General features: G+C 40.2%; 22 protein-coding genes. 12 read left to right on the top strand and 10 right to left on the bottom strand.

Annotation, left to right across the window (positions count from 1 at the left end; translation table 11 throughout):
- Positions 1-86: 86 nt before the first annotated feature.
- Genes DSM08_RS11660 through DSM08_RS11650 form a run of 3 tightly spaced genes read left to right on the top strand, consistent with a single transcriptional unit; the run spans position 87 to position 2,743 of the window.
- Positions 87-818 carry a polyprenol monophosphomannose synthase gene (locus tag DSM08_RS11660; RefSeq protein WP_149526317.1) on the top strand — a complete coding sequence of 244 codons (732 nt, stop codon included), beginning with the start codon at positions 87-89 and terminating at the stop codon, positions 816-818.
- Between the two features lie 38 nt (positions 819-856).
- A complete protein-coding gene (gene ruvB, locus DSM08_RS11655) occupies positions 857-1,879 on the top strand; it encodes a Holliday junction branch migration DNA helicase RuvB (protein ID WP_149526316.1) in 1,023 nt (340 codons plus the stop codon).
- A 3-nt stretch (positions 1,880-1,882) separates the two neighbouring features.
- Complete coding sequence (locus DSM08_RS11650) at positions 1,883-2,743, top strand: hypothetical protein (protein ID WP_149526315.1); 861 nt, start codon at positions 1,883-1,885, stop codon at positions 2,741-2,743.
- On the opposite strand, the gene DSM08_RS11645 is transcribed toward DSM08_RS11650, so the two are convergent.
- The 3 genes from DSM08_RS11645 to DSM08_RS11635 all read right to left on the bottom strand — a co-directional run bounded on the left by DSM08_RS11645 (position 2,720) and on the right by DSM08_RS11635 (position 7,267).
- Positions 2,720-3,265 (bottom strand): hypothetical protein, encoded by a 546-nt coding sequence (locus DSM08_RS11645; RefSeq protein WP_149526314.1) that lies wholly within the window; start codon positions 3,263-3,265, stop codon positions 2,720-2,722. The two genes, DSM08_RS11650 and DSM08_RS11645, sit on opposite strands and share 24 nt — an antisense overlap.
- 1 nt (position 3,266) lies before the next feature.
- Complete coding sequence (locus DSM08_RS11640) at positions 3,267-5,756, bottom strand: S9 family peptidase (RefSeq protein WP_149526313.1); 2,490 nt, start codon at positions 5,754-5,756, stop codon at positions 3,267-3,269.
- 89 nt (positions 5,757-5,845) lie between these two features.
- Complete coding sequence (locus tag DSM08_RS11635) at positions 5,846-7,267, bottom strand: ATP-dependent DNA helicase (RefSeq protein WP_149526312.1); 1,422 nt, start codon at positions 7,265-7,267, stop codon at positions 5,846-5,848.
- A 74-nt stretch (positions 7,268-7,341) separates the two neighbouring features.
- Here DSM08_RS11635 and DSM08_RS11630 point away from each other — a divergent pair, with 74 nt between their 5' ends.
- Genes DSM08_RS11630 through coaD form a run of 3 tightly spaced genes read left to right on the top strand, consistent with a single transcriptional unit; the run spans position 7,342 to position 9,132 of the window.
- On the top strand, positions 7,342-8,127 hold the full coding sequence (locus tag DSM08_RS11630; RefSeq protein WP_149526311.1) for a DUF3822 family protein: 786 nt from the start codon (positions 7,342-7,344) through the stop codon (positions 8,125-8,127).
- On the top strand, positions 8,118-8,651 hold the full coding sequence (rsmD, locus tag DSM08_RS11625) for a 16S rRNA (guanine(966)-N(2))-methyltransferase RsmD (RefSeq protein WP_149526310.1): 534 nt from the start codon (positions 8,118-8,120) through the stop codon (positions 8,649-8,651). Before DSM08_RS11630 ends, rsmD begins: the two co-directional genes overlap by 10 nt.
- 1 nt (position 8,652) lies before the next feature.
- Complete coding sequence (coaD, locus tag DSM08_RS11620) at positions 8,653-9,132, top strand: pantetheine-phosphate adenylyltransferase (protein ID WP_149526309.1); 480 nt, start codon at positions 8,653-8,655, stop codon at positions 9,130-9,132.
- On the opposite strand, the gene DSM08_RS11615 is transcribed toward coaD, so the two are convergent.
- The 3 genes from DSM08_RS11615 to DSM08_RS11605 all read right to left on the bottom strand — a co-directional run bounded on the left by DSM08_RS11615 (position 9,118) and on the right by DSM08_RS11605 (position 11,836).
- Positions 9,118-10,428 (bottom strand): DEAD/DEAH box helicase, encoded by a 1,311-nt coding sequence (locus tag DSM08_RS11615; protein WP_149526308.1) that lies wholly within the window; start codon positions 10,426-10,428, stop codon positions 9,118-9,120. The genes coaD and DSM08_RS11615 overlap by 15 nt on opposite strands.
- A gap of 652 nt (positions 10,429-11,080) precedes the next feature.
- Positions 11,081-11,560 (bottom strand): GIN domain-containing protein, encoded by a 480-nt coding sequence (locus tag DSM08_RS11610; protein WP_149526307.1) that lies wholly within the window; start codon positions 11,558-11,560, stop codon positions 11,081-11,083.
- Between the two features lie 24 nt (positions 11,561-11,584).
- A complete protein-coding gene (locus DSM08_RS11605; RefSeq protein WP_149526306.1) occupies positions 11,585-11,836 on the bottom strand; it encodes a GIN domain-containing protein in 252 nt (83 codons plus the stop codon).
- Between the two features lie 186 nt (positions 11,837-12,022).
- Between DSM08_RS11605 and DSM08_RS11600 the strand changes: the two genes are divergently transcribed.
- The 4 genes from DSM08_RS11600 (at position 12,023) to DSM08_RS11585 (ending at position 16,209) form a co-directional block, all read left to right on the top strand.
- Positions 12,023-12,583: a Crp/Fnr family transcriptional regulator gene (locus DSM08_RS11600; protein ID WP_149526305.1), complete on the top strand. Its 561-nt coding sequence runs from the start codon at positions 12,023-12,025 to the stop codon at positions 12,581-12,583.
- A gap of 95 nt (positions 12,584-12,678) precedes the next feature.
- On the top strand, positions 12,679-14,058 hold the full coding sequence (locus DSM08_RS11595) for a TolC family protein (protein WP_187773853.1): 1,380 nt from the start codon (positions 12,679-12,681) through the stop codon (positions 14,056-14,058).
- 3 nt (positions 14,059-14,061) lie between these two features.
- On the top strand, positions 14,062-15,027 hold the full coding sequence (locus tag DSM08_RS11590) for an HlyD family secretion protein (protein ID WP_149526303.1): 966 nt from the start codon (positions 14,062-14,064) through the stop codon (positions 15,025-15,027).
- A 12-nt stretch (positions 15,028-15,039) separates the two neighbouring features.
- Positions 15,040-16,209, top strand: coding sequence for an ABC transporter permease (locus tag DSM08_RS11585; RefSeq protein ID WP_149526302.1), 1,170 nt, complete (start codon positions 15,040-15,042; stop codon positions 16,207-16,209).
- Between the two features lie 133 nt (positions 16,210-16,342).
- Here the strand turns inward: DSM08_RS11585 and DSM08_RS11580 are convergent, their stop codons facing one another.
- Both DSM08_RS11580 and DSM08_RS11575 read right to left on the bottom strand, forming a co-directional pair.
- The gene (locus tag DSM08_RS11580) at positions 16,343-16,858 is read right to left on the bottom strand and encodes a GNAT family N-acetyltransferase (RefSeq protein ID WP_149526301.1); all 516 of its coding nucleotides are present in this window, start codon (positions 16,856-16,858) and stop codon (positions 16,343-16,345) included.
- A 4-nt stretch (positions 16,859-16,862) separates the two neighbouring features.
- Complete coding sequence (locus DSM08_RS11575) at positions 16,863-18,929, bottom strand: M48 family metalloprotease (RefSeq protein WP_149526300.1); 2,067 nt, start codon at positions 18,927-18,929, stop codon at positions 16,863-16,865.
- 84 nt (positions 18,930-19,013) lie between these two features.
- Between DSM08_RS11575 and DSM08_RS11570 the strand changes: the two genes are divergently transcribed.
- Together DSM08_RS11570 and DSM08_RS11565 are read left to right on the top strand one after the other, a co-directional pair.
- Entirely contained in the window at positions 19,014-20,063 is a 1,050-nt protein-coding gene (locus tag DSM08_RS11570) for an alpha/beta fold hydrolase (protein WP_149526299.1), read from the top strand.
- A 131-nt stretch (positions 20,064-20,194) separates the two neighbouring features.
- Positions 20,195-20,713 (top strand): hypothetical protein, encoded by a 519-nt coding sequence (locus DSM08_RS11565; protein ID WP_149526298.1) that lies wholly within the window; start codon positions 20,195-20,197, stop codon positions 20,711-20,713.
- Positions 20,714-20,906: 193 nt separating this feature from the next.
- Here the strand turns inward: DSM08_RS11565 and DSM08_RS11560 are convergent, their stop codons facing one another.
- Both DSM08_RS11560 and DSM08_RS11555 read right to left on the bottom strand, forming a co-directional pair.
- On the bottom strand, positions 20,907-22,028 hold the full coding sequence (locus DSM08_RS11560) for an ABC transporter permease (RefSeq protein WP_149526297.1): 1,122 nt from the start codon (positions 22,026-22,028) through the stop codon (positions 20,907-20,909).
- The gene (locus DSM08_RS11555) at positions 22,025-23,131 is read right to left on the bottom strand and encodes an ABC transporter permease (RefSeq protein ID WP_149526296.1); all 1,107 of its coding nucleotides are present in this window, start codon (positions 23,129-23,131) and stop codon (positions 22,025-22,027) included. The genes DSM08_RS11560 and DSM08_RS11555 overlap by 4 nt, the downstream gene beginning before the upstream one ends.
- Position 23,132: the final 1 nt, after the last annotated feature.

The following is a 23,132-nucleotide window of genomic DNA, read 5'->3' as shown; positions in this document are numbered from 1 at the left end:
AAATCGGCTTTTTTGTGTTTTATGCCATGCTGCAAAGGGTTAATAGTTCGGCTAAATTGTTACCTTTACATTTCAAAAAGTATACAGTGTCAGACAGTATTATTATTATTCCTACCTACAACGAGAAGGAGAATATAGAAAGAATTATCAGAAAAGTGTTTTCATTGGAGATCCCATTTCACATCTTGGTGGTGGATGACGGCTCTCCCGATGGTACTGCTCAAATTCTAAAAAGCTTACAACAAGAGTTTCCCGGCGAATTGCACTTAGAAGAAAGAAGAGGGAAGTTAGGATTAGGAACAGCATACATCCATGGCTTCAAGTGGTCGCTGCAGCGAAATTATGAGTTCATCTTCGAAATGGATGCAGACTTTAGCCACAATCCTGACGATTTAATGAGGCTGCGTGCTGCCTGCTTGAACGACGGTGCAGATATGGCGATTGGATCTAGATATATCAAGGGCGTCAATGTTGTCAACTGGCCTATGAAACGTGTTTTGATGTCTTATTTTGCTTCAGGCTACGTACGTATGATTACCCGCATTGACATTCGAGATGCAACGGCAGGCTTTGTGTGCTTTAGAAGAAAAGTATTGGAGACGATCGACTTAGATAAGATTAAGTTCGTAGGCTATGCTTTTCAGATTGAAATGAAGTTTACTGCAATCAAATATGGCTTCAACGTTGTTGAAATCCCTATTATTTTTACCGATCGAACCCTAGGCACTTCTAAGATGAGTACAAAGATTTTTAAAGAAGCATTCTTTGGCGTAATCCAAATGAAAATTGCTAGTTTTTTCAAAAATTACAATAAATAGCGAATTTTTCTGTTTTATTGAGTAGAGTTATCCTATATATGAACGAAAACCTTGACCCAAATCCCGAAAGATTGACCCCAACAGACAAAGACTTGGAGCGCGTATTGCGGCCCCAGACTTTTGATGATTTCACGGGGCAAGCTAAGATTTTGGAGAACCTTTCGATATTTGTTAGAGCGGCAAAGCTTCGTGGTGAAGCTTTAGACCATGTATTGTTACATGGTCCTCCAGGACTTGGTAAGACAACTTTATCCCACATCATTGCTAATGAGATGGGGGTAGGGATTAAGATTACTTCGGGTCCTGTATTGGATAAACCCGGCGATCTTGCTGGTTTATTAACAAATCTTGATGAAGGCGATATCTTATTCATTGACGAGATACACCGTTTAAGCCCCCTAGTTGAAGAATATCTGTATTCGGCGATGGAAGATTTCAAGATTGACATCATGTTGGAAACAGGTCCAAATGCGCGTTCTGTTCAAATCTCCTTAAATCCATTTACCTTAGTTGGTGCAACGACGCGTTCAGGGTTGCTTACAGCACCGTTACGTGCTCGCTTTGGTATCAACTCTAGGCTTCAATATTATGATGCAAAGTTGCTGACCGATATTATTATGCGTTCAGCGATGATTCTAAATGTGCCGATTTCCGAAGAAGGGGCATTCGAGATAGCGCGCAGAAGTCGTGGTACTCCACGTATAGCAAATGCATTGTTGCGCAGAACGCGTGACTTTGCACAAATCAAGGGCAACGGCTCTATCGATATGGCTATAGCGCAGTTCGCTCTGAACGCCTTAAACGTAGATGAGAACGGTCTTGATGAGATGGATAATAAAATTTTGAGCACAATTATTGATAAGTTCAAAGGTGGCCCGGTGGGGGTGAAGACTATTGCTACGGCAGTAGGTGAAGATGAAGGCACCATTGAAGAAGTATATGAGCCCTTTTTAATTCAAGAGGGGTACCTAATGCGAACCTCTAGAGGTAGAGAGTGTACAGAGCTTGCATTTAAACATTTAGGAAAAACAAATCATTACAAAGGAAATACATTGTTTTAAGTTATGCAGTTGAAAAGAATACTAAGCCTAGGACTCATCTCGATTCCGTTTTTATTAAATGCCCAAACATTAAAATGTCCTCCCGTAGATCGCTACGGAAATGCTAATCAAAAGTTTGATCTAACGGTTGGCGCTGGACCTACATTTCTTTATGGGGATATCAACCATGAAACTAATGTTGGTTATGCTGGCGCGTTAAAGCTTGATTATAAACTATACAAAGGTCTTTACATCGGGCTCGAAGGACAGTTGGGACGTCTTACCGCAAGAGGCAATGACAATGTGTTAGATCCAGATTGGGATCCTCGCTTTGTGGAAAATCAATTCTATGTCACTGGATTGTTGAATGCGACCGTCTATCCTTACCGCTTTTTTGTTAATGAGCGTGACCTGTTCAGAGCTACCGGTATTGAGAAGTATGTCTTGAACGGTTTCTACGTAGGAATCGGAGCAGGTGCAATCTTCAACAATTACGCTAAAATACAACGCGGGACTACGTTTAGGTATAGAGCTTCTGATGGTACTGAGATTGTGCAGGAGATTCCTGAAGGCATTGTCAATGGGCCATACGAATTAGTCGAACGTTATGATGAAGCAGGTAATTTAGTTGCGACTAAGCAATTTAAAAGTAAATCAAAGGATATCTTATTCCCGGTGCTTAATGCGGGTTTAGCTGTTCCGTTGAACAAATATAGCAGCTATTATCGATCAGGATACTATAGCCTCGTCGTGAACACACAATTCACATTCTCGCAAGGAGAAGATATTGACGGATACGATCCATTGACTGCAGACGGAGCATCTGCTAGTAAATATAACGACATGTATAACTTTACCTCTTTAGGAATTCGTTATACGTTTTAATATTCGGTTACCTCGGCTTTTCAGAGCCGGGGTAGCTTCTTTTTCTAAAGCCATTTCTATGCGCAAGCGTAGTTCATTGGCAATCCAATCATGTTTCTTATTAAGGTCTGCAAGGATGTCCATCACATTGACTTGGACGGCGACCGGACAATCGCTATGGTCCAGAATATTGAAAGACTTTTCTAATATGGTTTCTTCCTGTTCCTCATCGATAAGCATCTTATCATTATGTTTGGATAGTATCCACATCAAAAGCTTGCTGTAGCTTCTTAAAACACTCCAATTACTGGTATTACAATATATGCGGATGATATCGGAAGCATAATCCGAGAAGAACGCTGTTTCCTTCAAAAAGAAATGCTCCACATACCAGGCGGCTCGAAACGCCAGTCGATAATCTGCTGTCTGTTCGCTCCATTCGATCAATTGTGAAACAGAGAACGTTGCGATGGTCTGCTCAGTAATGCCAGCAGCACTATTGTTCAATAGTGCTGCTAACATTTCTTCTTTGTTTATTTTCATATTATCTTCTCACTGGGCGATCTCTGTTAATCTCGGTCATATCGACTTCATTAATCTTTGATTCGCCTAATAGGTGTTCGCTGAAATAATCGGCCATGCGCCAGAAGAAGTATTCTGTCATCTCTCCAAAAGCATGACGTTGTCCTGGAAGTAACACAAAATCAAAACGTTTGTTTGCTTTGATTAAAGCGTCTACCATACGGATAGAATTCGCTGGGTGTACATTGTTGTCAATATCACCAGTAACGATCAATAACTTACCTTTTAAGTTTTTCGCTAGATCCGAATTACGCTCAATCTGATAATTGAATGTGGTATCGCCTTTTGCAGAAACATTCTCTTTTACCCCATGGTGTCTTTCGCTCCACCAACGGTTGTAGATGTTGTTCTCGTGATTACCCGCACCCGATACGGCAACCTTAAAGAAATCCGGATAAACCAACATCGCTGCTGTCGACATAAATCCACCTCCAGAGTGGCCCGTAATACCCACGCGGTCGATGTCGATAAAGCTGTATTTATTCGCGAGTTGCTCTGCGACTACCTTTTTGTCTTCCAAACCATAATCTCTTAAGTTTCCATAACCATATGTGTGATACCATTTCGAACGTGAAGGATGTCCGCCACGGTTACCAACAGACACGACGATAAAGCCCATCTGTGCTAAACGATCGATACGGTCCATGCTTCTTCCAAAGCTTTTGTTCACAGCCTCGGTTTGCGGGCCTGGATAAACGTATTCTATAATAGGGTAGGTCTTGGTCGAGTCAAAGTCAAAAGGCTTGTACATCACACCGTAGAGGTCCGTAACGCCGTCTCCCGCTTTTACTTTGAATGGCTCAGGGAATTTGTAGCCCGCAGCAAACAACTGCGACAAATCCGACTCCTCCAATTTCATGATCAGCTGTCCATTCGAATTATATAAATTACTAACAGGAGCAGTATTCACACGTGAGAAGTTGTCTACAAAGTAGTTTGCACTCTCACTGGCAGCAACCTGATGGTCAAAATCGCCAGGCGTTAGCAGGCTAATTCTTCCACCATTCTTATTCACCGAGTAAAAGTACGTATAATATGGGTCGGAGTCTTTTTCTTTGCCATTTGCTTTAAATAGCAAGTTCCCAGTACCCTCTTGATAAGCGGTAAGCTCATCACAGTGGAAATCACCCTTAGTAATCTGATGGATCAATTTGCCTTGAATATCGTAAAGATAGAAATGGCCCCATCCGTCGCGCTGCGACCAATGGATAAATTGTTTGCCATTATTTACAATATAAGGCTTCTTGATGTCCAGATAAACGTTAGAACGCTCTTCCACTAATGTTCTAAGTTTACCATTAACGTCGACAGCAACAATATCAATGCGCTTTAAATCTCTACTCGAACGCGCGATATAGAACTCATTATCATTACCATGCCAGTAGTTGATGAAATACTTTCCTTTAAAGCTTTCCTTGCTGCGATCCTTATTCCAAAGGCTAATCGTTTGGTTTTTGAATGCTTGCACATCCACGCGCTTAGGCTTAAGATCAGCAGCATCGAAGATAAATAAATCAGTCTCGGTAGAGTCTAATTCGCCTGGCATCAGATACTTGTAAGTCTCTAAAGTAGGACGTTTTCCACCTACATTATTGATTACCCATAAGGCACTTAAGTTTCTGTTATCCTTACGTGTTATGGCGAAATGCTTTCCGTTAGGCGACCAATTTAACCAAACTGCATTACGCTTCTTTTTCTCTTCATCTTCAGACTTCTTATCGCCCGTTGTTACACTATATGGCTCGCCGCCCCAACTGTAATATTGCACACCATCGGTCGTAATCTGATGTTCTACAATAGTCGAGTCTTTCTCATCTTTGATAGCCTTTTGGTAATTCGCATAATCCATCCAGTATAGGTTGTAATTCTTGCTATAGAATACCTTCGTCGTATCTGGATTGAAGCTTCCCCATGATAGACGGTCCTTTTTCTCCGTCGTATCGCTGATTTCTTTCAGATTATTATTGGAAAGGTTGTATTCGAAAAAGAATACTTTCTTCTTAATCGTATCGCTTTTGTTGGTCAGCTTTTTAATCTCTTCTTTCGATTTTACAGTGTCTTTAGAACTCTGCACTTCGAAACGAACGATATTGTCGCTGTTATCTTTAAATCGTAGGTTCTGAATGCTTAGATGTTGTGCATCGAATGGATTTCTAACTATAGAGGTGATTCTAGCTGCCATTTCTGAGCGGTCGAACATCTCTTTTTTTGAGCGAGCCTTCGGGTCGACGATATACCAGTTCTTTCCCTGCGGGCTGCTGTACTCATACCAGAATTTGTCGGAGAAGTTAATCCAGTTTGGGGATACTTCTGTCGAGAAGATCATTGTTCTCAAGCGTGCCGGAGAAAACTTGGCTGCTTGTTGGTAATTTGGTTTCGCAAGGGTACTCTTTTCCTGGGCGAAAAGTATACCTGTGCAAATAAATAATAGGCTTAAATAAACTTTTTTCATTTAATAATTATAGAAATTGAAGAAAGAGCGAAAATATCTCTTTTTCCAGTCAAAAATGCATCCTGACTGTATCATTTTCGATAGGCTGATTAGGAATAGAACTTTTCGTTGAAATTCACCAGAAACAACTCTTGTGTTGCGCGGGTAATGGCTGTGTAAAGCCAGCGAAGGAACTCGGTATTCAGCATTTCGTCGATCATATAGCCTTGGTCGACGAATACCAAAGGCCATTGTCCACCTTGAGCTTTATGACAGGTAATAGCATAAGCAAACTTGATCTGCAATGCATTATAATAGGGGTCTTTCTTTATCGCCTCTAGTCGATCTTTCTTATAGCCAATATCTGCATAATCGGCAGCAATGCGCTCGTATAGCTCTTTCTGTTGCTCGTAGGGGAGGTTGGGCGAGTCGACATAAAGACTGTCTAACAATACTCTGCAGCGGATTGCATCCCCTTCGTTGTTATCCATGAACTCCAGGTAAAGGTCGGCAAAACGGAAACCATGCATATCATGTACATTGCTGACCTTCTTAATCACAGCCATATCGCCATTAGCGATAAAACCGGTGTTCTTTTCATCGTTATCCTGAAGCCAGTAATAATTGTTCCGAACGACCATGATCAAGTCTCCGCCCGTAATCTCCTCCTCGCGAAATAGAATCTGATTTCTGATATGACGATTGTACAAGTTCGCCGATTTGTTAGAGCGGCAGATAACCATGCAGTTTTCCAAACCAAACTTGTCATACGCATAATGTAGCCCCTCAATCAGCCGATCTCCATTCATCCGGAAGATATCGCGGTAGCTATTCGTCACAAATTGTGGGTAGCTGTATTCTGGCGCTTCCTCTTCCAAACGTATCTCATTTCTAATCTTCGTCGCATTAAAAAGAATCCCCGAATTCTTATCCTGGCGAACGACATCGGTGAGCTCATAATGCATCACCTGCAAGCCGAACACATCCGAAAGGTATGCCGGAATCAAAGCGGGGCTTTCTTCCAGGCTGACAGGAGGGAGCTGGGCAATATCACCCACAAACATGATGGAGCAGTTTTCTCCTGACTGCACATACTGCAATAAGTCAGATAATAGGCCGTTGGAAAACATTGACATACCTTCGTTTGATATCATCGATGCTTCATCTACAATAAACAGGGTGTTCTCGTGAATATTGTCGCCTAGTTCAAAATCCATCTGTATGCTTGCTGCCGATTTCTTGCGGTAGATCTTCTTATGAATTGTTAAAGCCTTCCTGCCCGAATAGGCAGACATTACTTTAGCTGCTCGCCCCGTAGGAGCTAACAGCACGGATCGTTTCTGCAGTCTCGGCAAGGCATTAACCAATGCGCCAATAATTGAGGTCTTTCCCGTACCGGCATATCCCTTCAATACGAAGCAGCTATCCTCGGCAAAGGTATGTAAGAATTCCTCCAATAGCTGGAACACTTCCACTTGCTGTTGAGTAGGTTGATGCGAGAACTGTTGACGTAGGATATTTTGAATGTGCACATTCCAAAGTTATCTAAAAGGTTGGTCAATCCAATTTTAAAAACTATTTTTGTGTTCCTAGCAAAGGCGAAATAATGAATTATACTGCAGCAGATTTTCATCTACACTTTATTGCAAAATACACCCTAATAGTCAAAGCAAACTTCGTGTATGATATCCTATATGTGATTGACCAAGAGGGGCAATTGCTTGTTTATATGAAGTATGATAGCAACAAGCCTTCCGAGGAAGCGCTTAAGCTGTTAAGCTTGCCTTTTCAGCAGGTGTATGTTAGTTTGCCACAAAGCAACCTAACATTCATTCCGGCAGATCTTTATCAAGAAGACGATCAGGAGCTTTATCACGACTTTATGGAAAATCCGAATCAGGCAATTGAAGTTGCAGATCTTGATTACTTGCAAATCAAGGCCGTATTCCAGTACGATGTTCTTTTAGCGCAACGTTGGAAATCTTTATTTCCTGAAGCACATCTAATCCCTGAGTTCAAGCTGAACCTTATGCAGGTTAGGCCGCATGTTCCTTTGAAAGGAGAGGTATTGGGCGTTGTGTTCAACGATACGAGTACCGACTTATTCTTATTCATAAACGGACAATTCCAATTCTTCAATAACTTTGAAGTGATTACAGAAGATGATTTAAGCTATTTCATCTTAAATCTGTATCAGACCTTCGGAATTAAAGATAAAGTAACCAAAGCGATTGTAAGCGCAGTAGATTTGGAACCTTCTTTCCAACATAAGTTGCAGCAATTAGCAGATGAGGTGTTGATTATTAAGTCGAATACCAAGTTGAAAACTGATGATGAACTGCCTTCAGAGGTTACATCCAGTTATTTAATAGATTTACCTTTATGCGTATAATAGGAGGGAAAGCTGCGGGTCTAAGGATTAATCCGCCAACAAGCTTACCTGTAAGACCTACAACAGATATTGCCAAAGAGGCATTATTCAATATTCTTAATAACCGTATTGACTTTGATGAGATAGATTGCTTGGACCTATTTGCAGGAACAGGGAACATCTCCTTTGAGCTAGCTTCCAGAGGCGCTATATCGGTTGATTCCATCGATCAGCATGCGAAATGTATTCTCTACATCGCTGAGACGGCTAAAAAGTTAAACCTCAAACAGATTAAAACACGTCGAGCCGATGTGTTCAAATACATCAAATCGGCAAAGAAATCTTACGACTTTATATTTGCAGATCCACCTTATGATATCGGGCAGCTTCCTCAGCTCGCACAGATGATCTTAGAGAATGATTTGTTAAAACCAGGAGGACTGTTGGTTGTTGAGCATCCAAGTGCTAGAAAATTAGTAGAAAGTCCGTATTTTGTAGAAACAAGAGTCTACGGAAACTCATCTTTTAGCTTTTATACCAAGTAATATGAAAATCGCAGTCTTTCCGGGATCCTTTGATCCCTATACTTTAGCACATCATGATTTAGTAGAACGCGCCCTGCCGATGTTCGATAAAATCTATGTTGCCATCGGAGTAAACAGTTCGAAAGTTGGCCTAATGGACGTCGAGGCAAAGAAAGAATCTATAAAAGAACTGTATGCTTCCAATCCAAAGATCGAAGTAACGACGTATAAGGGGCTAACGGTTGATTATTGTAAGGAAGTGAGTGCGCAGGTAATTCTACGCGGTCTTCGCAATACGACAGATCTTGATTATGAAAACATCATTGCGCAAAACAACTTATTGCTCAATCCAAATGTTGAAAGCTATTTTCTAGTGAGTCGGAGCGGATTAGCACATATATCTTCCACTATAGTAAGAGATATATGGCGAAATAATGGCGATATAAAGCCTTTAGTACCCGCTCAGATCCTAAAACATATTGAAAAGTTAGACCGTAAATAGTCTAACTTTTTTACCTTTAATCTTCGTGTTATTTCCCGCCTTCGCGATAGCCGAAGCTTTATCGCTCGCCACAGCTACGTAAGACTCGTATTCTTTCAAGTTGATAATACCTACGTCTTCTTTCTCCATTTTTGCGAGGGAGTGTAAGAACCCAACAATATCGACCTTATTAATCTTGTCTTTCTTGCCTGCAGAAATACGTAGTGTTTTAAATGCCGGGGGTTCAGGAAGCGGATAAAATTCGTCTAATTCTAGTACCTGTGCATACTCAAAATACTCTGGGAAGCGGTCTTCAGGCGTAAAGATGCCATACACCGATCCAGAACTCTGATTTCTACCCGTACGCCCATTTCGGTGGATAAACTCTTCCTCCTTATACGGGAATTGATAGTGGATAACATGCTTCATTTCCGGGATATCTAAGCCCCTAGACCCTAAGTCTGTCGTGACAAGGATATGCTCACTGCCATTCTTGATCTTAATAATAGCCAGCTCGCGATCATATTGATCCAATCCGCCATGGTAATTGATAGATTCCACTCCCTTACCGATCAATAAGCGTTGAATATGGTCAACTGCTTCACGGTGGTTACAGAAAATCAAAACTTTCTCGGTCCCGATCTTACAAATCAATTTGAAGAGGTATTCCAACTTCATCTTGCTGCTCGCCTGAACTTGAAAATAGCTCAGATTAGGCGTCAGGACGCTATCGGCTAAAAAGTTCAGTGACACTGGATTGTTCAGCTTTAAGAAATGAGGATATTCCTTGATCGCTGTAGCGGAAGTCAATATCTGATTTTTGATATTCGGGCAAGCCTTTAAAATAAAATCCAACTGATCGTGAAAACCAAGCTCCAATGATTTATCAAACTCATCTAAAACTAAGATCTTGACATCTTTCAGCAAATCCGGATTGCGGTCAACATGATAGATAATACGACCCGGTGTCCCAACAATCAGGTTAGGGACTATTTCCAGCTTCTTGCGCTCCGCACGTGTATCACTACCGCCATAAACGCAAACCAATGTAATATCCTTTGTTAAAGCTTTAATAACTTGCTCAATCTGTAATGCCAGCTCGCGTGTAGGAACGATGACCAAGGCCGAGGTGCCCTTCTGTTTTGCTTTTTCCATCAACTTCAGCATTAATAATGCAAAAGCTAAGGTTTTCCCACTTCCCGTAGGCGACAAAAGCATGAAGTCTCTACTGTAGTCAAAAGCCGCCAGAGATTCCTCCTGCATGGCATTTAACTTCTCGATGCCTAAGTTTTTTAAATATTGTTCTAATGCTAGCATGTCGCAAAAGTATCAAATTTTGTTATAGTATTTAGTAGTTAGTACTTAGTATTTAGACCTACGGCTGGAAATAGATGTTAGAATATCTTTTTTGTCAGGAAAGGAGGGAAAGGTTGCTTGAATTAGGGAAGGAAGGATGTACTAAATACTGACTACTATTTCTGAACCAGGAAAGGAAGGATTTAAGGATTGGCAGGATCATGTAGAAAGGATAAAAGACGGGCAGGAAAAGAAGTGAACAGCATATGTTAAGACAATGTAAATCACTTAGCCAACAGGATGCCTGATCCTGACCATCCTTGCATCCTTCCTTTCCTGGTTCAAAGACATCATAGCAAAAACAGCATGCACGCCATATGTCTAAAAACTAACTACTATTACTAAAACCCAATGTAAACCCAATACAAACCCATTTGATAACCGTATCAAAACCGCTCCGGAAGGGCTATGAAATGGGAGTGGATGGGATAAGCATGATGAATGACCTATAGTTGGTATCTGCGTGGCTTGATTAAAAAAAAAGATAAGAAAATATTTCAATATTAAAAGTTTGGCACAGAGATTGTAACTTACTTAGTATTCATAATTTAGGTTAATAATTGGTTAGTTAAAGCTTGTAATCTCCCCGATTACAAGCTTTTCTTTTTTTATTCTAATTTGCGTTGTTAATTGTTCCACCGCTAGATTTCTCGAAGTTTGTCATTTTGGGGTATCCTGTATAGGTTAGGGAGGCTCCGGAAGATGCTATCGCACGTAGCGAGTCTTTGGCTTGAACTTTGATTTTTGCGCCGGTTCGTGCTTGGGCAGAAACCGATTTTGAGCGTACTTTTGCTGTGTTTACGTGTGCATTGGTAATTGCATCGATCGAAGTTCTCGACGAGGAACCTGCTAATACAATTGATGACGCGGAGGACGCTTCGATAATTAACTCGTTAACCTTTATATTATCGCTCGCAAACTTCGCGGCCGAACTAGCATCGATAGACATCTTACCTGTGGAGATTCTGTTAGTTTTTAATGCGCCTGCTGTAGACAAGTCAATTTTCAATATGCGGACATCCAGGGGGGCGGTAATTTCCAAATAGCCAGCCGATGAGATTTCGATGCTACTTAAGTTCGGATTGATGTACACTGTGGCGTTCAGATTTCTAGAGTTTTATATGTTGCTGTTCCTCTTTACTTGAATAATTAATATTCCTTTGTCTACTTTGGTTTCGATCTTATCCAATTGACTTTGGTTTTGAGCGTCTAAGACAACCACATTCTTATTTGATTTTACGATTTTCGCTTGGATTCCTGTTGAAATAGATATACCGCTTGGTTTTGCATTTATTTTTCTGACTTCAGTTTTTTGAGCATGGACAAATAGAGATAATCCCATAAAAAGGATTGTTAGAAATTTTCTCATAATCACTTTTACTTTATTAAAGCATATGCAATTTAATGATTAGTTATGTTAATTTCTTATTATTCCTGATGGAATAAACGGAACAGTAAAGCATCGTCGACATGAGGGAATTTATGGCCTGCAGGTTTGTTAAGCCAAATAAAAAAGCATAATTTCAAATGATATTGATTGCACGACTGGAGTACAATGAAACTATTAGACCATTTTAGAAAATTCTATCATATTGACGACGAGCTGGAGCAGAAGCTAGACAGCATCATTGAAACAAAGGAATTCAATAAAGGCGATGTTATTTTCGAGCCTGGTACCTATTTAAAGTATATTTATTTTATTGAATCAGGTTTTACTCGGATCTATTACTATAAGAATAGGAAGGATATTACGCACTTATTCTTTGGCGCGAATTCTTTCAGTACCGGCATCGAGAGCGTCTTTTATGGAAAACCTGCGGTCTTTGGTTTTCAAGCGCTGGCGCCTTCCACGATAAGTCTTATGCCTTTTTCAGTAATTGAAGAACTTGCAAAAACGAACATAACAATGAATAAAATTATACAGAAAGTTTTGTTGGATAATCTGATTCAATTTTCAAATCGTTTTTACAATACCCAATTCGAAACGGCACACGAGCGTTATAACTCGCTAATCCAAGATAATCCGGAGCTTTTTCAGAACGCAACGTTAGGACATATCGCTTCTTACCTAGGCATTTCCCAACAAACCCTTTCTGTCATTCGCGGACAGAAATAGATTTCATTTTTTAAGATATCTGAAAATTCTTCTGACAAACATGTCCTACCTTTGTATTGTTAATCAAAAACACAATGAAAGAAATGGAGTTAACAATGAAAGGAATTTTTCTCGGTTGTGCTATCACACTCTCGGCTGCGTATTCTGCGACTGCGCAAGAAAGTTTGGTATCATTCAAAGAGCCGGTGGAGAAAGCTATCAACTACAACAAATCCATTAAGAATGCAAGTTTAGAAAACCAAAAGGTAGCCTTAGATCGGGAGATGGTGAAAGGGAAGTTGCTGCCTACAGTTTCTGCGAATGCAATGTATGGGTATGTAAATAGTTTGATCGATGTCGATCTACCGACACAGTCCTTGCCAATTACGGGAATTAGCTTGTTTGAGGGCAGTCAGAAGGCAAGAGTATCCACACAGTTGGGGCTTGCGGGAGTGACTGCTACGCAAGTTATCTTCTCGGGATTGCAGATTACTAACGGACAAAAGGCATTAGAGCAAAAGTTTAAAGCTCAGCAACTGCTTACCGAATCGGGTTATGATGCAGTGGCGCAGGAGGTCATCATGAGCTTTGACCAGCTCATGCTGTTAAAAGAAGTCGATCTGTTGATTGCGGATTCGGAAAAGCGCTTGAACAAGGAACACCTGAAGGTGATTCAAGCAATTGATAACGGATTAGCAATTCCCTATGACCGCGACAAGTTGAAATTGGCAATCCTCGAATTGGAAAGCAAGAAAGCGGAGGTGGAGAGCAATAGAGAGTTGTTGTATTTCAAATTGGAAGAATTGACAGGGATGCCGGTCAGTGAGTTGGAGGCTATACAATTTGAGCTATCGGAGATTCTTTTGAATAAAGATAGTGCTACGGAGATGAACCGTAAGGAGTTACAGGCATTGGAAGCCTCGCAAAAGGCGTATGAATACGTTTTCAAGAAAGAGAAAGGGGCAAAGTTACCGCAGGTATTTGCCTTTGGAAACGTGTCGTATTTCAATGCTTTTGGTACAAACATGAATGTTAAAGATTTGCCTGTAGTAGGCGATTTGAAGTTGTCGAGCAATCACCTACGCATGGCGCCTAGCTACGCGGTGGGTATTGGTGCAAAATGGACCATTTTTGAAGGCAAGACACATCAGTCCTCCATTGATAAAGCTAAACTTGATATGCAGATTAATGAAAACAAGTTGGCCGATACAAAGGAAAAACTGTCTCTGTTGCAAAGAAAAACGCTTGTTGATTATGATTTGTCGATGAAGAAAATCCAAGTCAATCAACAGCAGGTGGATATTGCGAAAAACAATCTTCATCTAGCATCTAGACAATTTGAAGAGGGCTTGACAGATGTGACCGAGCGTTTGGAAGCAGAAAATGAATACTACAAACAAACTTTAAACTATTACAATCAAATCTTAAACCAGCGTACGGCTGTTTTAGAGCTGCTAAAAGCAAATGGCAACTTGTACCAAACTATAACTCGATAAATCATGAAAAAACTAACATATATCATCGCTTCGCTTGTTTTTTTACAAAGCTGCTCGAATAAGGAAGGCGGTAAGCAAGTGAAGTTAGAAGGAAAAATAGAACGTGATCAATTAGCTGTAACGACGAAAATACCTGGAAAAATTCAACGTATTTTGGTCGAGGAAGGACAGCAAGTCCAAAAAGGAGATACGCTAGTGATACTAGAGTTTCCAGAAGTAGACGCAAAATCAATACAAGCGCAAGGTGCACTTGATGCGGCACAAGCGCAGTACGAGATGGCACTTAAAGGAGCGACTGACGGGCAGATGAAGCAGTTGAATGCGAAAGTTGCAGGTTTGAAGGAGCAATTTGACTTTGCTCAGAAATCGCTGGACCGTATGAATAACCTATTGAAGGATTCTTTAGTAGCACAGCAGAAATATGATGAAGTTTACGCAAAATATCAAGGTGCGAAGAATCAATATTTAGCTGCACAAGCCGAACTTGCCGATGTACAGCATGGTGCTCGCGTGGAGCAACAAAGAATGGCATTAGGTCAGAAAGAACGTGCGATGGGTGCTGTTAGTGAGGTGAATGTAGCAGCAAAAGAGCGCTACATTTTGGCTCCTCAGGACATGACCATCGAAAATATTAATCTTCGTGTAGGCGAGCTGGCTTTGGCTGGATATAGCTTGGTTTCGGGATACATAGTAGACGGTACTTATTTCCGTGTAACCGTTCCGGAAAGCAAAGTTAAAGACTTCCAAAAAGGAGCGGAGAAGACTTTGGTATTCCCGTACCTGAATAATCAGGAAATCAAAGCACGAGTTGAAACTATTAAATCATTGAGTTCTTATGCAAATATCAGTACCGCATATCCTGATTTTGAAGAACAGGAGACATTATTTGAGATTCGCTTAAAACCAGTTGATTCGCAAGGTAGTAGAGACTTGTTGACTAAGGCAAGTTTTGTTGTTAAACAAGACTAAGGAGGGCGAAGCATGAAGAACTTTTTAAGTTTATTAAAGCGCGAGTTTAGGCTCTTCTTTCAAAACAAGGTACTGATGGTGTTGTTTCTAGGAGCGCCCATTATGTATGGTGTCTTGATCGGTGGAGTTTACAAAAAGGGTAAAGTAACGAACCTACCGATTATTGTAGTCGATGAGGATAGAAGTCCTTTGAGTAAGCAATTGATTGATATGTTCAACGAGAGCGAGGTTATTTATGTAGCGGATGTGCTGAATGATGCATTCAAAGCAAAGGAACGCGCGCTGGAAACTGAATCAACGGTTGTCGTACAGATACCAAGAAACTTTTCATCCAATATTAACTACAGTAGAAATACCGAATTGACTTTGTTTGTAAATGCTTCGAATACGTTGACTTCCAACTATGCGATGATGGCGGTTAATGTGGCGGCAGGAACGATGAAGGCTGGTATTCAGATCAAAGCACAGCAGAAGAAAGGTGTTCCGGAGTTTGTAGCGACGCAACAGTATGAACCCTTCAAAACAACGATCATCAAACAGAATATTCGTAGTGGAAATTACCTCTACTTTATGCTGCCGGGGGTGTTATTTACCGTCTTGCAGCAAGTTATGATGCTAGGATTGGCATTGAGTTTTGCTTCGGAGTTTGAGAAAGGCACTTTTGGCGAGCTGGTTGGTCGATGCAGGAATGTATTTGGGTTGATTCTAGTGAAAATATTGCCTTATATATTGATGTCGATCTTCATCTTCCTGTTATACTATGGTTTCTCTGTTTATTACCGTATGCCTTTGCATTTGGAAGGTTTTGCTTTCTATGGTTACACCTTGCTGTTCCTGCTCGCAGTAGCTTTTATCGGGATATTAGTCAGCATTGCTATACCCAGCCAGTTGAAGGCTACGGAGATATTAATGGTTATCGCGACTCCTAGTTTTATTCTAAGCGGTTTTACCTGGCCATTAAGTCAGATGCCGGATTGGATCGTTGCGATAGCTAACGGAATTCCGTTAACACATTACCTACAGATATTCAGAACAATGGTGATTGAGCAGGGGAGTGCTGTGAATGTTAGCAGCTCCGTGTGGGGATTGGCTATTATTGCGGGCATTACATTATTGCTATCTGTTATTCTATTACAATTGAAGATTAAAAAGGTGACAACAAAAGTTTCAGAAGATATTTAAAATCTGAATTACTGAGCACAGGGAATAACTATAGCCATAATCCTTGAAATGGCGATTAGTTAACTTACATTTCTTTCATTTATGTTTCCTGTGTTCAGTATTTCAGATTATTTTATGTACCTCAAGCATCAAATCAATAGGTTTTAGACGATGCATCTATGCGATAGACCAGGCTTGGGTCTTCATTTTGGAAGTCGCTAAAATAGTCTACCAGTTTGAAGTTACACTTTTCAAGCACGTGAATAGATGCCGTATTACTCGGTCGTACCAACGCGTAGATATTCTTTTTCCTTAGCTGTTCAAAACCAAAGGTAATAGCTGTTTTCGCCAATTCAGTAGCATATCCTTGTCCCCAGTATTTTGGACTCAGTCTATAGCCCAAATTGGTTTGTTGTTCGTTTTGGTATAATTTGTTGGATAGTCCGCCAATGCCAATTATCTCGGGCTTGTTGATTTCCCGTACCATCCAAATGCCATAGTTGCTGATATTCCAATGAAGCAAGATATTATGAAAGACTTCATGAGCTGTTGCAATCGACATGGGGCCATTTGGATTATGTAAATTGGTTTGTGGATCAGCATTTATGGCAAAGTATTCTTGAAAATCATCTTTACACGGACGATGGTAGGATAACCTCTTCGATTTCATAAGCTCAATTTGATTCTATGGTTGTTTGTAGCATAATATCCTTCTGTATTTCCAATATATGCTTCTTGAGCTGGAAGTAATTGTCATTCAATAAGTAATAATATTGATCTAATCCTAAGCCTAGGAGTTCTAAATTCTCATTGACATAAGATACACCATCGAAATAGTCAAAAGTTCTATTGACAAAGCGATTTAATTTATCCTCAACGTCTGCATCCAAGGTATTATCTTTTGCTTTGTGTACTTCGATCAGCTTCTTCAACTCTTCCTTGAAAGGCTTTTCTACGGTCTTTACATCATTAGCATGGAACGTGATTTCGGAATGCGAATGGTTCTGATAAAAGAAATTCGTTTTTTCTACTAAGTTGAAATAAAGGTCCATTTGATTGCTGTAGGATTGTTCTGCGTCCATAAAATTTCGATACGCGTCTTGCAGTTTGGCTGCTAGGGGTTGATCTTTAACAGTATGGTAAAAATAATCGAAGACATCTCGATTATATCCTTCGATAATCGTCTTAAGCTTATCAGACTCTTCATGAAGTTTTTCCAACACTCCGCTGGTTTCAGTACGTCTATATTTGATTCCATCGTAGTCGAACGTTTCAATATCGATGGTTTTATTCTCGATTTGGCGGAGTGTCTCCATATCTGTTAAATAGGAATTAAGAAGAAACGTGTCGTTTACTCGGTCAGGACCAAACAGCGTTTCAATGTTTTGCTTTTCGCCATTTTCTTGGGCCACGTCATCCGCATTGAAATATGGATTGTTGAACGTGTAGAAGTCGTTGAAGATTGAGTCGAAAGACTGCTTATCGAACCATGCTTTGAACTCTTCCGCAAATTCCTCGCTTTCTATTGGCGTAGGCTCTTCCGTGAAATTCCCTTGGGAAAAGATCATCTTGGTGAACCAATCTGAAGATTCGGATTCATTCTGTAGAATGTGTAAAGCAGGTTCGTCGATCGTGTTGCTGAGGTTAATGTCAAGTTTATCGACTGCTGCTATACGATCCGTTTCTGCGGGATGCGACGCCCATTGGTTGGTAATAACTAGCTTAGATTTATCAAATTTATTAAACTCAGCCATACTGATTTGGGGGATTCCCTTCACCTCCGGATAAGAAAACTTGTTGCTTAAGAAATGCGAAGCTGCTCGTTGATCTGCAAAGATATCTGCACTGATGCGGTTCTTTTGCATCTGCGCGCCATAAAAATTGAATACATTGTTGAGGCAATAATTAGAAAAGTTGGACCGCAGAAGGGAGGTCTCTATCGCTTTGGATCCGGCAACTTGCGCAGAGATAGCATCCGCATGGAATTCCATTTCTCGGGACAATGCCATGTAATTCTTATTGATAAACTCGTATTGCTTCTGAAGGATTTTTTGCATCACGCTGATGATCGCTTTTGGGAGCCATTGAAATGCCGCCGCGTAGGAACTGGTATTATACCATTTTTCGCTGAGTTTGTTGAGGGGCTCATTGTTGTATAACATATTGTAGATGGCATGATTTGCATGATATACATAACTGCCAACGCGTATGCTACGTTGAGATAAATGACCAAATTCATGCGCTAGGATTCCTTTCAGTTCTTGATAGGAAACGGAGTTGATCAAGCCCATGCCAATAATTAGATTTTTGCGAACCGGAAAGAACATGCTCCAGTAACTCGAATTGTAAAAAACAGAAGCATTGACTTCGCTTGATAGATATACTTTTTTTGGTAACTGCGTCTCGACTTGCTGTACGATTTCTTCAATCAGTGCAAACAATTTGGGCTCGGCATCTTTATCGACTTCTAGGAGATGACTAGTATTCATTCTTTCGAACGAAAAGATAAACTTAATCAAGAATACAAAGACGAACAGTGAAGAGACAATTAAACTTATCGCTAAAAACAGGAGTATGAAATGTGGAAATTCAGATATCAGAACGTAGGCAACAAAGATAATAGCGCTGCAGAGTGCAATGGTGAACAATACAAGCAGTAAATAGATGAGTCCAAATGCCACAATGGAGAACAAGGTTTTATTTGCTTGACGTTTGAACTCTGGGGAGATTTCAACTTTCATTGGTTAATTTTATTTCGCTTCTAAAATAGAAAATTATATCAATACTACTTTGTATATTCACGATTTTTATATGCTCGTGCTGCTATGCGTCTATATCTAACTTATCTTTTCCTGCTACTTTCGAATGTGCTGTATGGTCAAAAGACTGATTCGGTACGCTATGAGCAGTATAAGAAGGATAAGTTGCATTATCTTGAGTATGAAAGTAAGCATCGGGGATTCGTTAAAGGGAAACATACAACCCTGTCCTATCTTCATTGGGGAACAAAATCCGAGAATACCCTTATTTGGCTACATGGCAGTCTATTGGATGCATATGATTTCGAACCTTTTGCAAAGGATTTGGTGGAGATCGGCTACCATGTTATTTCTGTTGATCATTATGGGCATGGGAAAACTGGGTTTCCAGACAGGGATCTAGACTTTGAAGACTTTGCAGATGATCTGTCGGTATTGTTAGACAGTTTTTCCGTTGAAAAGGCTGTCATTGGAGGTTTTTCACGAGGGGCTTATCTTGCGACTAGTTTTTATAACTGTTACCCCAATCGTGTAAAAGGACTCGTTTTGGAGGATGGGGGATCCGCGAAGTTCTATGGACATTTCTATAAGCAGCATCGACAAGAGCAAGAAAAGATTTTAAGCGCTTTCAATGTCCCTGAAGATACGAGAGAATTGTATTTTGGTGAAAGGAATACGGAATTTGAACAGTATGAACAGTTGTATGACTCTAGCGGCTCAGTATCGCAATTCCAACTCCTCGCATTGATCAAGAAAAAGGGCACTCAGTACGTTACTTATCAGGGTTTGGATTCTTATTACCAATTAAAAGATTCCCTACAGGCTGCGAACGCTTTGCAGTTTCCAGAATGCATCTCTAAATACGGGAGATCAATCGTTCTTCAAGAACCTTTAGAAATATATCAGCATCTAGCCGTTCCGCTTTTAATACTGGAAGCGACCAAACAACCCGATCCTTTTCCGCAGGACGAAGAAAATGCGATGCTGAAAAAGCGGCATCCACAATGGGTGACTCACCTAAAGTTTCCCAATGCTTCACACAATATTCATTATGAATGTAGCAAAGAATTTATGTCGGCTCTGTTGCCCTTTCTTTCGGAATTTATTAAGCGATGATTGAGTGGTTTTATTTATTATTTTAATAATTGAATAAAAATCGTCTGAATTTATCTATCTTTGGGTACTCAAAAATTTAAGGTTTTCTGCACACCTTAGTCGTTGTTAAAGCATTATTAGAGGGATAGAATATGAAATTAGTAGCGTTAAAGCCTTCATCGATTATTGAATTACTCTTCGTCGTAGCTATCTTGCTAAACGTTGTCAATTACCAATTGATTCAACGAACCTTGATTCCTCTTGAATTCATTGCTTGGTATTTTGTAATTGGCGTTTTCGTTTATCTGCTGTTTTCAAGACTGTTAAAATTTCTTCAAGTGGGTCACTTTGAGCTTTTCATGTATTTCATTACCATCTTCGGAACTTACCTGACATTTCTCTGTTTAATGGTGAATGTTTTGTTTTCGGGGACAAAAGTGCAGGTCAGGAATTACAAGGTTCAACGAATTACGAATAGGCTAGTTGGCCGCTACGTTCATTCACCCAAGCAGCAAGTTGGCTTGGTTACTTTTGAGAATGGTAGAAGCAAGCGAATTTATCAAGGGCAGGTTGTAGGGGCGAGCAAGGAATCCATTGATTCGATTGCAGTACATTTATCAGAAAGACTTTTTAATTTTCCAGTCATTCGAAAAATCGAAAACGTTCAATAGGATAGATGTTCTCGTGGCACATCATAAAAAAAACTCCTAAAGCGGGGAGCTCTAGGAGTCTTAACTAACCAATTATTAACCTAAATTATGAAATTTAGTAAGATAATATCAAGTTCTGTGCCGAATAGCGCTTTAATATTCCATTTAACATTTGTTAACATTTAAATGAAACGCTACTACTTTATTTAACTTTTTAGCTAGTCTTCTTGTACTTTATCAAGGCCCACGCGTTTAAAACGATGGCGAAAATAATGATAATGACAAAATGCCATCGTATATCCATCATTCCACTTCCCTTTAATACTAACATCCTTGTCACGTCAATGAAATAGGTGACAGGACTGCAGTAGGCGATCAGTTTCGCCCAATCAGGCATACTGTCAATTGGCGTGAAGAGACCGCTCATCAGCATAAAAATCATGATAAAGAAGAAGGCGACCGACATGGCTTGCTGCTGTGTATTCGCCATGGTGGATATCAGAAGCCCCATTCCAAGCAAGGCAATAAGATAGATTGCTAAGAATAAATATAGCAGCAGTAAACTGCCGATAGGTACAATGCCATAAACAAAGCGTGCTATGACGAAAAGTCCGACGCTAAAAATAAACAGTCCTATAAACCAGAAGGGAATTAACTTGCCTAAGATGAACTGATATTTTTTAATGGGTGTTGCGTTTATTTGTTCTATGGTTCCAACCTCTTTTTCTTTTACAATATTTAAAGAGCACATATAGGCGCAAATCATCGTGACCAGGATAACTAAAATGGCAGGAACCATGAACATGTTGTAGTTCAGGTTTGGGTTGTACCAAAAGGAGCTGCCGATCTCTATCTGTCCGGGAGTGATCTGTTCTACAGATGTTAACCATTTAAATCGTATTTCTTGATTAAAATCAGTTATGATCTGTCCGATATAGGAACCACCTAAGCCTGCTTTCACGCCATTGATTGCATTGATCGCTACAAAAAGATCTTGTCTGTTTTCTCGGATTAGATTTCGTTCAAAACCGATCGGTATTTCTATGATCAGGTCGGCTTGATCAGCTTCTATCTGTTTCAATGCATCTTTGTAAGAACTACCATAACCAACCCCTCGAAAGTATCCGGATGAAATGATTTTATGATACAGCTGTTGCGACATCGTCGAGTGATCATGATCGACGAAACTGATATTGATATTCTTTACCTCATAATCTGCAGCCAGTGGCAATATCAGAAGCTGAATAAGGGGCGCAATGAATATTAATGGCAACAAAGCCTTATTCCTAAAGATTTGCTTAAACTCCTTCTTGAGTAAAAATAGTAAGGTTCTCATTGCAGTCGAGTTTTGAATTTTTTAAAACTTAGAAATAAGAAAATCAATGCCATGCCGAGTAGAATTAACGTCTCTTTCCAAATCGCTGCGATGCCTAAGCCTTTAATCATAATAGACTTCACGATAATATAATACCATTTTGATGGAATGAAATGACTGATGATCTGCAATGGAATTGGCATATTTTCGATAGGAAACATAAAGCCTGTGAACAACATGGTAGGAACCAGCATACCCATCATGGCGATCAGCATAGCGGCTTGCTGATTTGCTGTGCTATTGGATATCAACAACCCCAACGCAAGGGCCGTAATGATCAGTAGGGTGCTTTCAGCAATCAGCAAGAACAAACTGCCATTGATGGGCATATCCAATAATGTCACGCTTAATGTGAGGATAACAGCGAGGTTAACGAGGGAAAGAGCGAGATAGGGGACAGCCTTCGCGATGATCAGCAGGAAAGGGTTTACTGGCGACACGAGCAGTATTTCCATTGTGCCTTGCTCTTTCTCTTTAACGATGGAAATCGATGTCATCAGTACACAAATAAGCATGAGAACCAATGCCATTACTCCAGGAACAAAGGTGGGAGCACCTTTCAATTCCGGATTGTAGAGCATCCTTGTCTGCGGAATAATTTGTAGCGGAATATTCGAACCAGCTACCAAATCTTGCTGATAACTCATTATGATAGCATTAGCGTATCCTTGCAATGTACTTGCCGTATTCGGATCAGAAGCATCAAATATGAACTGTATCGAGGCCTTTCGGGAGTGCATTAGATCTTCTTCAAAACTGGAAGGTATGATCATTAACAGTTTGATCTTTCCTTCTTGAAAGACTGCTTCAATTTGCGATTCTGAGGATATGTTGTTCTGCAAGCTGAAATACCGACTTGCCGCGAAGCGGTTGATAATCTGTTGTGAAGTTTGGTCTTTCGCTTGATCAAATATGGCAATCTTCGCATTTCTAATCTCGTTAGAGAGTGCAAATCCAAACAAAACAATCTGGACAATCGGCAATCCGAATAGCATGAGTAAAGTTTTGCTATCTCGGAAAACATGATAGAATTCCTTACGGATGAATGTTATAAATTGATTCATG

It is taken from the genome of Sphingobacterium hotanense, assembly GCF_008274825.1.
Lineage (GTDB): Bacteria > Bacteroidota > Bacteroidia > Sphingobacteriales > Sphingobacteriaceae > Sphingobacterium > Sphingobacterium hotanense.
This window is presented reverse-complemented; position numbering and strand designations above follow the sequence as displayed.

Coding starts and splice junctions, on each gene's coding strand:
- ruvB (WP_149526316.1), top strand. CDS start 857: ATGAACGAAAACCTTGACCCAAATCCCGAAAGATTGACCCCAACAGAC.
- DSM08_RS11650 (WP_149526315.1), top strand. CDS start 1,883: ATGCAGTTGAAAAGAATACTAAGCCTAGGACTCATCTCGATTCCGTTT.
- DSM08_RS11645 (WP_149526314.1), bottom strand. CDS start 3,265: ATGAAAATAAACAAAGAAGAAATGTTAGCAGCACTATTGAACAATAGT.
- DSM08_RS11640 (WP_149526313.1), bottom strand. CDS start 5,756: ATGAAAAAAGTTTATTTAAGCCTATTATTTATTTGCACAGGTATACTT.
- DSM08_RS11630 (WP_149526311.1), top strand. CDS start 7,342: ATGAATTATACTGCAGCAGATTTTCATCTACACTTTATTGCAAAATAC.
- rsmD (WP_149526310.1), top strand. CDS start 8,118: ATGCGTATAATAGGAGGGAAAGCTGCGGGTCTAAGGATTAATCCGCCA.
- coaD (WP_149526309.1), top strand. CDS start 8,653: ATGAAAATCGCAGTCTTTCCGGGATCCTTTGATCCCTATACTTTAGCA.
- DSM08_RS11615 (WP_149526308.1), bottom strand. CDS start 10,428: ATGCTAGCATTAGAACAATATTTAAAAAACTTAGGCATCGAGAAGTTA.
- DSM08_RS11605 (WP_149526306.1), bottom strand. CDS start 11,836: ATGAGAAAATTTCTAACAATCCTTTTTATGGGATTATCTCTATTTGTC.
- DSM08_RS11600 (WP_149526305.1), top strand. CDS start 12,023: ATGAAACTATTAGACCATTTTAGAAAATTCTATCATATTGACGACGAG.
- DSM08_RS11595 (WP_187773853.1), top strand. CDS start 12,679: ATGAAAGGAATTTTTCTCGGTTGTGCTATCACACTCTCGGCTGCGTAT.
- DSM08_RS11590 (WP_149526303.1), top strand. CDS start 14,062: ATGAAAAAACTAACATATATCATCGCTTCGCTTGTTTTTTTACAAAGC.
- DSM08_RS11585 (WP_149526302.1), top strand. CDS start 15,040: ATGAAGAACTTTTTAAGTTTATTAAAGCGCGAGTTTAGGCTCTTCTTT.
- DSM08_RS11580 (WP_149526301.1), bottom strand. CDS start 16,858: ATGAAATCGAAGAGGTTATCCTACCATCGTCCGTGTAAAGATGATTTT.
- DSM08_RS11575 (WP_149526300.1), bottom strand. CDS start 18,929: ATGAAAGTTGAAATCTCCCCAGAGTTCAAACGTCAAGCAAATAAAACC.
- DSM08_RS11570 (WP_149526299.1), top strand. CDS start 19,014: ATGCGTCTATATCTAACTTATCTTTTCCTGCTACTTTCGAATGTGCTG.
- DSM08_RS11565 (WP_149526298.1), top strand. CDS start 20,195: ATGAAATTAGTAGCGTTAAAGCCTTCATCGATTATTGAATTACTCTTC.
- DSM08_RS11560 (WP_149526297.1), bottom strand. CDS start 22,028: ATGAGAACCTTACTATTTTTACTCAAGAAGGAGTTTAAGCAAATCTTT.
- DSM08_RS11555 (WP_149526296.1), bottom strand. CDS start 23,131: ATGAATCAATTTATAACATTCATCCGTAAGGAATTCTATCATGTTTTC.